Here is a 14,062-nt window from a genome sequence, read left to right on the forward strand (position 1 = left end):
GCGTTTAAACCGGCAAATCCGGCCGGAATCTGAAAGGAACCGGTCCACGCAGAATATAAATACAACTGAATGAATTACTCGCGTATCCGTTTGCTGCTGTTAAAAAATGCTTTTCTTTCCCTGGTTTTAATTACAGTTTACGGCTGTAATTCCTCTGATTCCCAGTCTGAACAAAAAATTTCCAAAGCAGAAGCAAAGAATTATTACAATGAAAAGACCGAGGTAAAATATGCCAAAGGCTTTACGATTGATTATTTCAGCCACTATAAAATCGTTAACATCTTCGGTACTTCCGGACAAGCTGCGGACACTGCCAAATACCTCCTGCTGGAACGCGGCACTGCACGTCCGGAAGGATTCTCCGAGGTACAGCTGATCGAAATCCCGGTACGCAGCATGGCCGTGATGTCATCCATGCATGTCGGTTTGCTCGGGTTTCTGGGCTCTGAAAATGTGCTTACCGGACTTGCAAATCTTCAGTATGTCTATTCGTCCGAAGTCATTAAAATGATCGGTGCCCGCAAAATTGCCGAGATTGGCCGCGATCAGGGTTTAAATGATGAGAAACTGATTGAAATGCATCCGGATCTTTTGATGACCATGGGCAGCCCCGGCGCCAAAACGCAGCATTATCAGACGCTGGAACAGGCCGGAATTCCGGTACTGACGAATTCGGAATGGATAGAAAATACGCCGCTTGCCCGCGCGGAATGGGTAAAAGTGGTTGCGGCTTTGCTCAATAAAGAAGAAATGGTTAACAAAAAATTTGCTGAAATGGAGAAGGAATACAACCGCATTGCTTCGCTCGCAGCCAAGGTGAAAGACAAACCCACCATCATTTCCGGACTGAACACCAAAGACGCATGGTTCCTGCCGGGCGGCGGCAGCTATATGGCCCGCTTTTTCAATGATGCCGGCGCGGATTATCACTGGAACGATGTAAAAACGGATGCAAGTCTGCCGCTTAATTTTGAAGCCGTTTATCCGGTTGCACTGGATGCTGATATCTGGCTGAATGTGGGCTTTGATAAAAATGACACGAAAAAAGGTATTCTGGCCATGGATTCGCGCTACGGTGACTTCAAGGCTTTCAAAACCGGGAAAATGTACAGCTATAATAACCGTGTGAACGAGCGCGGCTCCAATGATTTTTTTGAATCCGGAACCGTAAACCCGCACATTGTCCTTTCAGACCTCATTAAAATCCTGCATCCCGAATTACTGCCGGATCATCAACTGGTGTATTACAAACAGCTCAGATAATGGCCATGCCGGAACATATTCAGTCTGTAAAAACATTGCCAAGAACCGCGGAAAGCAGCCAGAAGTTGATTCTTGTAACGCTGGCCGTTTGTGCCGTCCTGTTTTTTATACTGGATATTATGCTGGGCTCGGTTGAAATTCCTTTTGATGAAGTACTTAAAATTATTTTTCAGCGCAAGTCCGAAAACACGGCCTGGCTTTTTATCATTGAGAAAATCCGCATTCCGAAAGCTGTTACCGCCGTGCTTGCCGGCTGCGGTCTTTCTGTAAGCGGACTTCAGATGCAGACTTTGTTCCGAAATCCGCTTGCCGGTCCTTCGGAACTTGGAATTACTGCAGGCGCAGGTCTGGGCGTGGCGGCTGTTATGCTGGCCGGCGGAAGCAGCGCAGGAATTTATGCCATCAGTCAGCTCGGGATTTCGGGAAGCTGGCTGATTATAACCATGGCATCGCTGGGTTCAGCGCTGGTTTTATTTCTTATTTTAGTGATTGCCGGCAAAATCCGGGACAATGTCATTCTGCTGATTGTAGGTGTCATGATCGGTACCATTACACTTTCGGTCATTAGTATCTGGCAGTATTTCAGTCAGCCGGAACAGCTTCAGGAATACATTATGTGGACGTTCGGTTCGCTGGGCGGCGTTACGCAATATCATCTGTATGCGCTTTCCGGCGTTGTTTCGTTTGGCTTGCTGCTTGCTTTTATTTCTTCCAAAGCCCTGAATGCCATGCTGCTCGGAGAAAATTATGCAAGAAGCATGGGACTTTCCATTGGACGTACAAGACTGATCATCATGGCCGGAACCAGTCTGCTTACCGGAAGCATTACGGCATTCTGCGGACCGATCGGGTTTGTCGGCATTGCCATTCCGCATATTGCACGCGCTTTGCTCGGAACTTCCAATCACCGCATACTCATTCCCGGAACATGCCTCGCCGGAACGGTCATGATGCTTTTCTGTGACATTATCGCGCAGCTTCCCGGCACACAGACCGTTATTCCGATCAACGTGGTCACTTCGCTGTTTGGTGCGCCGGTTGTGATCTGGATCATTATCAGCCGTAACAATCTTCGTTCTTCTTTCTCATGAGCGGCGGCATTTCTCTTCTTGAAACCAGAAACCTGACAATCGGTTACCGTTCAAAAAAAACGGTCAGGATTATTTCGGAAAACCTGAACCTGAATTTATGGCAAGGCCAGCTTGTGTGCCTGCTGGGTTCAAACGGCGCCGGAAAATCTACTCTGATGCGAACGCTCGGCGGACTTCAGGCACCGATAAATGGAGAAGTATACATTTCTAATCAGAAAACAGCACAATTAAAACCTGCCGATCTTGCGCGCAAACTGAGCCTTGTTCTTACTGAAAGAATGGAAGCCGGCAACCTTACGGCGCGGGAAGTAATCACGCTTGGCAGAACGCCTTATACCGGCTGGCTCGGAACCCTGAACGCTCTGGATGAAGAAAAAATTTCGCAAGCCATTACTTTGGCTGATGCCGGAAAAATCATTGATCGGAAAATGCATCAGCTGAGTGACGGTGAAAGACAAAAAGTAATGCTGGCGCGCGCACTGGCGCAGGATACGGATATTATTTTGCTGGATGAGCCAACTGCTCATCTGGATCTGCCAAGCAGAATGGAAATGATGCATTTGATTCATCACCTTGCGCGGCAGACTCAGAAAGCCATTTTACTGAGCACGCACGAACTGGATCTGGCTTTGCAGGCGGCGGACAAATTATGGTTAATGGAAAAAGACGGCAGATTAACAACGGGAATGCCGGAAGACCTGGTGCTGAACGGTACTTTTGAAGCTGCTTTTGCCAGGCCCGGATTTTTCTTTGATAAATCAACCGGTACTTTTATCATTCAGTCGCAGCCGGGAAATAATTCTGTTTCTTTGAGCGGAGAACCCAATCTGGTTTTCTGGACCGGAAGAGCGTTGCAGCGGGAAGGCTTTGGAACAGAAGGCGTACAGGAAGCTTTTTGCAAAATCGCGGCTGCCGAGGTGAACGGAATTCCTGTCTGGGAAATAACCTGTAACAACAATGTATCTCAAACGACAAGCATTGAGGCATTGATAAAAACGATAAGATCCAACGTTAACGCATGATGATTTTCCTTATTCCGCTGGCAATCTGGCTGAGTACCGTCAATTGTTATCTGGCTTTCTATAAAGATGCACTGCAATCGTTCCGGCGTTCCTTATTAACTTCCGCAAGCGGCATTTTTTTCTTTATTGCCGCTGCAACAGAGCTGCTCAGCGCTTTAAATCAGATTCATACGGCTTCCGTTTCCGGTGCATGGATTATTCTGAATGTATTTTTGATTTTCTGGTACCAAAGTTTAAAATCCAAGCAAAAAGGAGACATCCGGCAAACCGGCCAAAGCTGGGTTTTATCTTCAAAAGCTTTCCTGAAAAACCTTGGGGCACTTACGCAAGTAATCCTTTTTACGCTATCCGGAATTACATTCCTTGTTGCCGTTGTAGCCCCGCCCAATAATATGGATGCGCTGAGTTATCATCTGAGCAGGCTTGGTTACTGGATACAGAACCGGAACGTGGAACATTATGCCTCGCATATTGAAAGAGCCATTTCGTTCAGTCCGTTTTCGGAATATATTCATTTGCATACTTTCTTACTGCTCGGCAGCGAACGTGTTTTTCAGCTTGTGCAATGGTTTTGTCTGTCCGGGATTCTTGCTTATATCTCGTTACTGATCGAACTATTTTCAGGAACACGTTCTGCCATGCGCATGGCACTTTGTTTTGCCGCTACCCTGCCGATCGTCGTGCTGGAATCCATGACAACGCAGAACGATCTTGTTGTTGCCTTTTTTATTCTTGCCTCTGCATTTTATGTTTTTGACTATGTAAAAAACCGCAGCCGTTCGGCATTGATTCTGCTTGTCCTTTCTGTTTCGCTGGGTATGATGACCAAAGGAACTTTTGTTTTTTATGCACTGCCTTTTGGTTTGTACCTGCTTTTCTTCATGCTTATCAGGCAAAATTCAAGAAAGACGCTTGCTATTGTAAGCTGTTGCCTGATCCTGGCTGTTTTACTGATCAATGCACCGTTCTGGTTGCGGACGTACAAGCTGTTCCGCACTCCGATCGGGACGATGGCAAACGGGAATAAAAATGATTTCGGCAATCCGTCCGGTTTTATATCGTCTGTTTCCAAGCATACATTTCTGCATCTCGGCTTTGTATCGCCGCAAAACCGGTACAATGCATTTATGGAAGCGCAGCTGAAAAGTATACACGAAGCAGTTGGCGTTCCGCTCAATGAATCCGGCTACGGCATGGATTTCAAGATGAACAAGCTGAATTTCAACGAGGATTTTGCGCATAATTTTATCGGCATGCTGCTGATCCTGCTTTCATTGCCGTTGTTGTTTTTTACAGATTTTCCCAGGAATGCGCGTTGGTATGCAGGTCTTGCTTTTGCCAGTTTTCTTGTTTTCTGTCTTTTCATCAGTTATCAGGTTTACGGCTCGCGGCTTCATATTCCGTTTTTCCTGCTGATTTCACCTGTTATCGGTCTTGTTTACAGCTCCGTTCTAAATTCCGTCTTGACGAGTTTTTTACTAATTACGCTTTGGATCTGCGCATTGCCGTTTGCATTGCTGAGCGTCACGCATCCGCTTTTATCCACCAGATGGTTTTTTGAAAAAATATTTCCGATTGTCAATTCCGGCCTTCGTTTAAATATTAATACCCATAATCAACTCAACTTAAAACAAGAAAGTATTCTTTATTCCAATGCTGAAAAAATGATCTGGGGAGATGACTGGCATGAAATTCGTGCGCTGAAAAAATTTGTGAATTCATTACAGGCCAAAAACATCGGTTTTGATTTTACAGAAGCCAGTCTGGATTACGGTTATCAATATACACTGCGTGCTCCGGACCGGCATTTTGAGCATATTGCCGTCAGAAATGCTTCCGTGAAGCTGGAAAATCCGGCATTTGTTCCCGATTGCATCATTTCAGAGCATGATGAAGGGAATGAATTCAGGTATCATGGAAAAACTTACCTTAAGAAATGGAGCGGCAGTTTCAGATGGGTTTATGTGCCTGAAAATTTTAACTGACAAATAACCATAATGAATAAAAAATACATTTTTCTGATCATACTGGCTGTTTTGGCCGGCTATATTATTTACGATTCCACTTCACAGCCCAACGTGAATGATTTAAAAGGGAATTTCAAGGAAGTTTCCAGTTACCGGAATGCAAACAATACGGGCCCGATTATGCGGATTTATGCTGTTACGGTTGAAAATACGCCTTGGGAAGAAATGAGGAAATACGGGGATTTGATGCCGTATACAAAATACGGAAGTACAAAAGTCTATTTTTTTGATCAAGGCAAAGCATTTCCTGAAATAGTAGTTCCTGAAGAACAGAACTTTGATGCGCGTTACAATGCAAACTGTGTTGCTTTATACTCAAAAGATGCAAACGGTCAGATTTCTTTTTCACGTTATCCTTTTGAGAAATAGCTATTGGCTGCTGGCTTTTAGCTGTTGGCTTTTGGCAATTGGCTTATGGCAATTGGATAATTCGGTGAGAAACGACTTGACAGTCAGTCTTTGTATAAAAAATATGAGGCCAACTGATTGTAGCCTCACATTTAAAATAGTAAAACCATAGAAATTTAACTTTCCAGGGATTTATGCATTATCACTTCAAAACGATCTTAGGTCTCTTATGGGAGTAAGCTACATTTCCATAGACTATCGAACCATTCTGCAACTTTACATATGGACGATAGTACAATTGATAGTACTGGAAATCAATTGGTGCAGAAAACGAGTTTCCCGGTGTATAACTTATATAACTGCCAAGGCTCGGCTTGTAAGCATTTATTATTTTATCTGCTATGGTCGGCACAGGATTAATTGGGTCCTGAGCGGTTTTTTGGTAGCTATACGCAATTCCGTACTCAACAGCCGGACTGGAGCCTTGTTTAATGATACTTATATTCATACCATTCGCATCTACCGGATTTGCTTTTAATTCCCAAGGAGTAATAATTGGCGTTTCATTTAAATAATGAGATATATTTCCATAAATGGTAGTACCATCTTCCTTAACAATGAAAGCTCTGAAATATATTTCTCGATATGCGAATGGCTCTAATATTTCAATTTTTCCAGTTTTGATTGGTTTGCTAGAAGGATCGCTCGGGTCAAATGCTCCAACGACATATTCTCTAACCAGGGGATCAATAATCCGTTTAGGGTCTTTATTGATTGGCCCATTCATGTCTATTCTTGAACTTACAAGAAAACCCCAGCTTATAGATTTTTTATAGTTAGGATCAATTTGATCAATACTACCCTCTAAGGTATTTAGAGCATTTATTGAACCATGACGAATACCACCGGTAACTATTTTAAAATCACTAGCTTGTGTTCCTGTTGGAAGAACTGCAACTCTTAAATTCGCATCTTTGTTAACAGCGGATTCCGGTGTCGGTGTCAGTTCATCTTTGGAGCAGCTGCTCATGAAGAGAACGGTGGAGAAACATGCCGCAGTGGCCATTAAAGAGAGGTTTTTGGTAATTTTTACCATGGCAATAAATTTAAGTTTGGTGAATGAAAAAGTTTAATTGGCTCCAAGCAAGCAAATTCCTTTTTTCATCGCAAGAGGCTTATACCCACCGGGCATTCCAAATGAGCAGAAGGCAAGGATACGCCTCCCAAGGGAAATTCAATAAACGGAGCGTTTGATTTACTGGGCGGCAAGGTTATTTGTAGTTCTGGTTTTCTGTTCTGAAAAGTACCCGGATATGATTCATGCAGTCAGGAATATGAACATTTAACAAAGGGCACGTTGTAAGAACTGATTATCTCAGCTATTTTTAAGCAATTACTTACCAGAATTTATTGTCATTTTTATCATTTAACTGCAAATGAGTTCATTAGAAATCGCCAAGCAATATTATACAAGTTTTAACCAGAAAAACTGGGACGGAATGCTTGCTTTGCTTCATCCGGAAGTAAGGCATGAGGCCAATCAGGGCGACGTGCGGATCGGCATTGAGAAATTCACCGGATTTCTTCAGAAAATGGATGAATCCTATGAAGAAAACCTGACGGATATGGTCTTTTTTACCGAGCCGACAGACAGCCGCATTGCCGTTGAATTTACCGTAAACGGAATTTACAAAAAAGGAGAAGAAGGCCTGCCGGAGGCGTATGGTCAAACTTATGTGCTTCCTGCCGCCGCTTTTCTGGAACTAAAAGAAGGAAAGATAAGCCGTGTGACTACTTATTATAACCTTCCGCTCTGGATCGAGCTGGTTTCCAAACCAAAAAATGACTGAAAAACTGACTTACATACAAAAAAAAGGTGCTGAGATCGAGTCTGTTTTCGACGATCTGGCTTCGTTGCGGATTGCTGTTTTCCGCGAATTCCCTTATCTGTACGACGGATCGATTGAGTATGAAAAAGAATACCTGAAAACATACACGCAGTCTGAAAGGTCTTTTTTGTTTGCGGTTTATGACGGTGAAAAAATGATCGGGGCAACAACCTGTATTCCCTTGAAAGATGAAACAGCGGAAATTTCGGAACCATTTACGGAGACGGGTTTTGACGTTCATGCTGTTTTTTACTTCGGCGAAAGTATACTGTTGCCTGAATACCGCGGAAAAGGGCTTGGAAACCGCTTTTTCGATGAACGGGAAGCACATGCACAAAGTTTTAAGGAATATAAAATGTGTTGTTTCTGCTCGGTGGAACGCGATGAAAATCATCCTTTAAAACCCGCAGATTACCGTTCCAATGAAGTCTTCTGGAAAAAGCGCGGCTATGTAAATGTACCCGGAATCCATGCAGCAATGGAATGGCCGGATATTGGAGAAACCGTTTCCTCTGCAAAAAAAATGACTTTCTGGATTAAACATATTTAAAAGCATGAGCGTAACAATTGCATCTGCACAATACCCGATTACGGCGCACAGCGGATTTGGCCAATGGCGGCGGCATGTGGAACGATGGGTTGCCGGGGCAGCTGAGAAAAACGCGGAACTGCTGCTTTTTCCGGAATACGGAGCCATGGAGCTTGTCAGTATTTTTTCCGGCGAGATCAGAAAAGACATCCGCCGGCAAGTGCTGGAAATGGATTCGCTCAAAGCAGATTTCTGCCTGACATTTGAACAACTGGCAAAAAAATACAATGTCACTATTGTTGCGCCGAGCATTCCGGTTATTGAACAGGGTAAGAACATCAACCGCGTTTACGTTTTTTCGCCTTCCGGTCTGGCCGGGTATCAGGATAAATTTTTCATGACGCGTTTTGAAAAGGAGGAATGGGGAATTCAAAGTGCAGACAAAGTGCTTTCGGTATTTGAAGCATCCTGGGGAAAGTTCGGCATCCAGATTTGCTACGATATGGAATTTTCACTAGGCTCGCGCCTGCTGAGTGCGGAAGGCGCTTCGCTGATCCTTGCGCCAAGCTGTACGGAAACCATTCGCGGCGCTACACGGGTCCACGTCGGCGCACGTGCCCGCGCACTGGAAAATCAGGCTTATACGGTTGTTTCCCAAACGGTCGGAGAAGCGCACTGGTCGCCGGCAGTGGATGTTAATTACGGTTATGCCGCATTTTATTCTACGCCCGACAAAGGCCTGCCCGAAGAAGGAATCATTTCCACCATGACACCCCAAAAAGAAGACTGGCTTGTACAGGAACTTGATTTTGATAAAATTGATGAGGTCAGAAAGGACGGGCATGTCTTTAATTTCAAAGATCATGATGCTATAACAGCCGGACTGGAAACGGAACAGATTACGATCATTGATGTAAAATTGTAAGCATTTCCAGCCCGGATTTTCGCAGGGCAGACTTTTTACTTTATTTTTTCAATACTTTGTTGATGTCATCTACGGTAACCCGGTCGGGCATGTTTCCAAAATTTTGTCTAACGAAAGTAAGCAGCTGCGCCATTTCTTCGGGTTTGAGAAAATCGTGTTTCGGCATAAGATCATTATACGGCTTGCCTTTTACCTGAATTGGTCCTTCCAGGCCTTTTGCAACCACTTCAATCAGTCTTCTTTTATTTCCTGAAACCCATTCGGAACCGGCAAGCGGCGGAAAACGGCTTCCGTCGCCAAGGCCGTTCCGCTGGTGACAAGGCGTGCAGTAAGTATTGTAAATGCGCTGACCTGCAACTTTGGTTTTCATGTCCAGATTATCCGCTACTTCGTCGGGTGTTCTGATATGCGCCATCAATTTGTGCTTTTCCATTGCAGCAAGTTGCTGGGCACCAAAGTTCTTTTTGTCTCCTTTATACATAATGCGCCAGATTTTACCTTTTACGGAATCGGTGATGTAAAGCGATCCGTCCGGGCCTTCGGCAAGTCCCATCGGCCTGAACTTGGCATCGCTTACATTGATGATCGGGTCAACGCCGGCAAATCCGTCAGCAAATACTTCCCATTCTCCGGAAGCAGCGCCATTCTTGAAAGGCACAAAAGCAACAAAGTAACCGGCCTGCGGATACGGCCCCCGGTTTGTAGAACCGTGAAAAGCAATAAAAGCACCGTTTTTATATCTTTCCGGAAACAGGTTTCCCTGATAAAACAACACATCATTGGGCGCCCAGTGACCGGGAAATCCGATAACCGGCTTTTGGTATTTGCTTCCTTCACCTTCTTTTTTGCCGTCGCCGCCATATTCCGGATTAAGCATTTTTTTCCCTTTTATCTGATCATAGTAATAATACGGCCAGCCGATATTGGAACCCTGCTCTAACTTCACAAACTCCTCCGAAGGAAGTACCGCGCTTTGCCACGATGAAAACAGATCCGGAAATAAAAGGTGCAGATTATCCCTTCCATGCACGACGGCATACAGGCTTTCATCGGTCGGATTCCATCTCATACCGACAATACTTCTCAGTCCGGTCGCAAACAAGGTGCCGTCTTTCTGCGTCTGATCGAGCTTGTCGGCACTGAATTTCCATACGCCGCCATGCTTTTCCAGATCGGGACACGGATTCTGGCCTTTGCTTCCCGGCTGTCCGCCCGGAGAATTCACCATATCCTGACAGGCATCGGAAGGCGCTCCGAAAGGTACATACATATTGCCTTTGCTGTCGAAAGCCATGGGTTTTGTAATATGCCAGTGTGCGCCGTGTTCATGGTCATCTTTCAGGATCATTTCTGTTTTTTCATCAGGCAAAAGCTGGCCGGGAATCAGTTTGCTCCGGTAAACAGCCAGCGACGAGCTGTAATAAAGGTATCCGTTGCGGATTGTAATGCCGTTGGCAAGGCTGCTGTGATCTTTATAATTACCAAAATTCCTGATAATGTCTGCTTTTCCGTCGTTGTTCGTATCCCGCAAAGCCACTGTTCCGCCTTGCTGGCCATTTCCATAATATCTGAGTTTTACATAAATATCACCATTGGAATTTACCGCAATATGGCGGGCAAGTCCGGTGCTGTCGGCTACAACAACGGTTTCGAATCCGTCCGGCGTTGTAAGTCCGCCATTATCCGGATCGCCGGCCGGAAGCATATTTTTAACAGACTGATGTGCGCCGGTTGTCAGGAATGCAATGATGCCGAAGCACAATAATTTATTCAAAAGCCTTGGTTTTTGTTTGTAAAGACGAGCCATATTTTACTGTTCCGGTTTTTTAGCACTTAATCCATTCAGGTCCCACACGATTTTGCCTGCTCTTATTGTCATTTCTGTTTCCAGTTTTTTATTTCCATGAATGCTCTTTCCGGCAGAATCCATGAATCCGAATTCACCTTTTCTGATACTGAAAATAACCAGATCCGCCGGATTTCCTTCTTTCAGATTTCCCAGATCGCTATGTCTGATTGCCTTGGCAGCATTCCATGTTGCCGTTTGGACAACTTCTTCAAGCGTCATTCCGAGTGCCATAAATTTGGACATTACATTCATCATATCTTTCATGGCCGAATTCATGCTGAAACGGTGCAGGTCTGTTCCGAATGAATTGGGAAAAAATCCCTGATTTACTGCCGGAGCCGCCTGATCAAACCAGAATCCTGCGCCGCCATGTCCGAGATCAAACAAAATGCCCTTTTTTCTGGCTTCCAGTACAAACGGCCTCACTTTGCCGTCTTCACCCATAATTGGCATTCTTTCCGGAATATTTTCAAAAGTATGCGTGATGATATCCCCGGGCCGCATTCTGGCAAGTTGTTCCTGAAGAGAATATTCCGGCAAATGGCACTCGACAAACAAAGGCTTGTCTACTTTTCCAGCAGCATTCAGCGCCGTTTCAAACGGCATCCATTCCTTGCCATTGTAATGCCCGATTTTCACACCCACGATGATTTCAGGAAATTGCCGGATTATTTTTGCAGTTGAATCCGCATGCATATCGGCGGTATTTTCTTCCCGTTCAGAGCCGGTCATTCCATCGCCTGCAATGTTCAGGAAAGCAAGAATTCTCGTCTTGGATTGATCAATAACCTGTTTTTTGAATAAAGGAAAACTTCGCCATCCGGACGTGCCTGCGTCCACAACCGTAGTAACGCCCGAACGAAAAGTAAAATCGTCCGGAGAAACACTGTTGACGCCATTTGCAAAAAGGCCCGCCTGCATGCCTACAAAAACATGCGTATGCATATCAATAAAGCCCGGGCTGACGTACAAGCCTTTTGCATTGATAACTTTTTCTGATGAATCGGTAATTACATCGGCTATTCTGGCAATACTTCCCTTGCTGATCGCAACATCCATGATGCGGTTTATGCCATTTGCAGGATCAATTACATGGCCGCTTTTGATAATCAGATCATATTTCTGTGCAAATACCGTATTGCTACATATAAACAGTATGGCCGCAAGAATTTGCTTTCTTTTGCAAAAGAAACAGAGCAGATTTTCGTATAATGTTTTCATTTATTTGCCTGCCGTTTCTGTTTCCCACGATGCTGCGCTGATTCCATTCAGGTCCCAAACAATTTTACCGGCACGCAGCGTAAGTTCTGCTTCCAGTTTTTTGTCTCCTTTCATTTTCAGTCTTCTTGTATCCAGAAAACCGAAATCACCTTTTCTAAGATTAAAAACGGCTACATCCGCTTCGGAGCCAACAGACAAGCTTCCAAGATCAGGCCGCTTGATAGCCATTGCCGGATTCCAGGTGACACGAAGAATCGCATCGGGCAGCGACATGCCGATATTCAGAAATTTGGAAACTACATTGTCCAGACCTTTCATCCCGCCATTCATGCTGTCTGTATGCAAATCCGTGCTGATGACATCCGGTCTGAACCCCTGTTTCATGGACGGAATAGCCTGCCGCCACGAAAAGGCACCGCCTCCATGCCCGACATCGAATATCAAACCCTTTTTCTGCGCTTCCAGCACAAACGGTTTTACCTTGCCGTTTTCATCCACAACAACTTCCCGCTCAGTGGGGCCGTATGCATAAGTATGCGTGAAAATATCGCCCGGGCGAAGGTAATCTTTAAACAATTTTTCAATGGAAAGCGGCGGCTTGTGTTCGCCAAAATCGACCATAACCGGCACGTCTGCCAGTTTTCCGGCTTCCACCGCTTTCTCAACCTGCGCATAACCGCCCCAGTAATGCGCTGCCTTAATACCGACAATGATGTTGGGGAAAAGTTTTTTGATCATATTGGCTGTCATAACCGGATTCATATCCGTCAGGTCCTGCTCTTCGTACCGGCTTGCCATGCCCGTTCCGGTGATATTAAGGAATGCAAGGACGCGTGTTTGGGAATGATCAATTGTTTGTGTTTTGAAAACTTTAAAATTTCTCCATCCCGAGGATCCGGCATCTACAACCGTTGTTATGCCGGCACGGAAAGTGAAGCCATCCGGCGGCAGACTTATAGCTCCGTTAGCTATATATGCATCCGGTACCGTGCCGTTAAAAACATGCGCATGCATGTCGATCAAGCCGGGCGTAACGTACAAACCTTTTACATCAATGACTTTTTTCGCATCCGTCGCAGGAATATTGGCTGCAACCTGAACGATTTTTCCGGCCGTAATGCCGACGTCCATGTCTGCATCAATTTTATTTTTGGGATCAATCACATGACCGCCTTTTAGCAGAAGATCAATTTGCTGAGCGACGGAAGCAAAGGAAATAAAGAAAAAAATGAAGGCGTACAGCATTTTTGGAATGCAGCAAGCTTTCCTTGGAGAAGTTAAAAGAAACATACTTTAAGAGTTTAGGAAAGATTTGTCAGGACTTTTAATGATAATCTTTATACAAATCTGCCGCAATCCGGCATTTAATCTGTATCTAAAATCATTTCAGCATTAAAGATCTTCACAAACCAAATTATTATACAATATAGTATAACAAGGCAGGAAATATAAATTTCTATTCTTCAATGAATTAAAAAGAAGTGACGATAATGATGAACAGGCATTATGCTTCTTTAAAGGCTTTTGAGCCTAGCTGACTGTATAGCTATATATCTGAAATTTCTTCCACTAGCTGAATTATAAGAAACAGCTAAATTGCCCTCGTTTGGCTTTGGAAATCACTTAAAGTTAAGTGGATAAAAAACAGGAAGCATTACAACCGAACGGGTCTGACAAAGGACAGAAGTTGATCAAGGACAAAGGTTATGCTTTTCTTTTATCGGTCTGTTAACGCACGAAGCCCAGCTATACGGATGGGCTTCGTGGTGTGATGCAAAAAAAAGACCATCTGATTGGGATGGTCTTTTTGTAATGGTATTGTGGCGGCTACCTACTTTACCGGGTTTGATCCAAGTATCATCGGCGGTTCCGGGCTTAACTTCTCTGTTCGGAATGGG

Annotated in this window: 13 protein-coding genes; 8 read left to right on the forward strand and 5 right to left on the reverse strand. The window is 44.5% G+C overall.

Annotation, left to right across the window (positions count from 1 at the left end; genetic code table 11):
- Nucleotides 1-69: 69 nt before the first annotated feature.
- From FEM33_RS04385 to FEM33_RS04405, 5 genes are read left to right on the forward strand one after another with little or no spacing between them, the layout of a single operon-like run.
- The gene (locus FEM33_RS04385) at nt 70-1,263 is read left to right on the forward strand and encodes an ABC transporter substrate-binding protein (protein ID WP_139010890.1); all 1,194 of its coding nucleotides are present in this window, start codon (nt 70-72) and stop codon (nt 1,261-1,263) included.
- Nucleotides 1,263-2,354 (forward strand): FecCD family ABC transporter permease, encoded by a 1,092-nt coding sequence (locus FEM33_RS04390; RefSeq protein ID WP_310588807.1) that lies wholly within the window; start codon nt 1,263-1,265, stop codon nt 2,352-2,354. Before FEM33_RS04385 ends, FEM33_RS04390 begins: the two co-directional genes overlap by 1 nt.
- Complete coding sequence (locus FEM33_RS04395) at nt 2,351-3,376, forward strand: ABC transporter ATP-binding protein (RefSeq protein WP_139010891.1); 1,026 nt, start codon at nt 2,351-2,353, stop codon at nt 3,374-3,376. The genes FEM33_RS04390 and FEM33_RS04395 overlap by 4 nt, the downstream gene beginning before the upstream one ends.
- Nucleotides 3,373-5,361, forward strand: a complete 1,989-nt coding sequence (locus FEM33_RS04400) for a glycosyltransferase family 39 protein (RefSeq protein ID WP_229214082.1) — start codon at nt 3,373-3,375, stop codon at nt 5,359-5,361. Before FEM33_RS04395 ends, FEM33_RS04400 begins: the two co-directional genes overlap by 4 nt.
- Nucleotides 5,362-5,373: 12 nt before the next feature.
- Nucleotides 5,374-5,772: a RagB/SusD family nutrient uptake outer membrane protein gene (locus FEM33_RS04405; protein ID WP_139010892.1), complete on the forward strand. Its 399-nt coding sequence runs from the start codon at nt 5,374-5,376 to the stop codon at nt 5,770-5,772.
- 181 nt (nt 5,773-5,953) lie between these two features.
- On the opposite strand, the gene FEM33_RS04415 is transcribed toward FEM33_RS04405, so the two are convergent.
- The gene (locus FEM33_RS04415; RefSeq protein WP_139010894.1) at nt 5,954-6,847 is read right to left on the reverse strand and encodes a hypothetical protein; all 894 of its coding nucleotides are present in this window, start codon (nt 6,845-6,847) and stop codon (nt 5,954-5,956) included.
- Nucleotides 6,848-7,187: 340 nt separating this feature from the next.
- Here FEM33_RS04415 and FEM33_RS04420 point away from each other — a divergent pair, with 340 nt between their 5' ends.
- Genes FEM33_RS04420 through FEM33_RS04430 form a run of 3 tightly spaced genes read left to right on the forward strand, consistent with a single transcriptional unit; the run spans nt 7,188 to nt 9,094 of the window.
- Entirely contained in the window at nt 7,188-7,601 is a 414-nt protein-coding gene (locus FEM33_RS04420) for a nuclear transport factor 2 family protein (protein WP_139010895.1), read from the forward strand.
- A complete protein-coding gene (locus FEM33_RS04425; protein ID WP_139010896.1) occupies nt 7,594-8,190 on the forward strand; it encodes a GNAT family N-acetyltransferase in 597 nt (198 codons plus the stop codon). The genes FEM33_RS04420 and FEM33_RS04425 overlap by 8 nt, the downstream gene beginning before the upstream one ends.
- Nucleotides 8,191-8,194: 4 nt before the next feature.
- Nucleotides 8,195-9,094 (forward strand): carbon-nitrogen hydrolase family protein, encoded by a 900-nt coding sequence (locus FEM33_RS04430; RefSeq protein WP_139010897.1) that lies wholly within the window; start codon nt 8,195-8,197, stop codon nt 9,092-9,094.
- Between the two features lie 40 nt (nt 9,095-9,134).
- On the opposite strand, the gene FEM33_RS04435 is transcribed toward FEM33_RS04430, so the two are convergent.
- The 4 genes from FEM33_RS04435 to FEM33_RS26615 form a co-directional block, all read right to left on the reverse strand.
- Nucleotides 9,135-10,868 (reverse strand): PQQ-dependent sugar dehydrogenase, encoded by a 1,734-nt coding sequence (locus tag FEM33_RS04435; protein WP_374756420.1) that lies wholly within the window; start codon nt 10,866-10,868, stop codon nt 9,135-9,137.
- Nucleotides 10,869-10,904: 36 nt separating this feature from the next.
- Nucleotides 10,905-12,164: an amidohydrolase/deacetylase family metallohydrolase gene (locus tag FEM33_RS04440; protein WP_139010899.1), complete on the reverse strand. Its 1,260-nt coding sequence runs from the start codon at nt 12,162-12,164 to the stop codon at nt 10,905-10,907.
- Complete coding sequence (locus FEM33_RS04445; RefSeq protein ID WP_139010900.1) at nt 12,165-13,454, reverse strand: amidohydrolase/deacetylase family metallohydrolase; 1,290 nt, start codon at nt 13,452-13,454, stop codon at nt 12,165-12,167.
- Nucleotides 13,455-13,855: 401 nt separating this feature from the next.
- Nucleotides 13,856-14,062: hypothetical protein (locus FEM33_RS26615; protein ID WP_229214083.1), on the reverse strand; the 207-nt coding region annotated here is incomplete at its 5' end.

Source organism: Dyadobacter flavalbus, from assembly GCF_006149045.1.
Taxonomy (GTDB): Bacteria; Bacteroidota; Bacteroidia; order Cytophagales; family Spirosomataceae; genus Dyadobacter; species Dyadobacter flavalbus.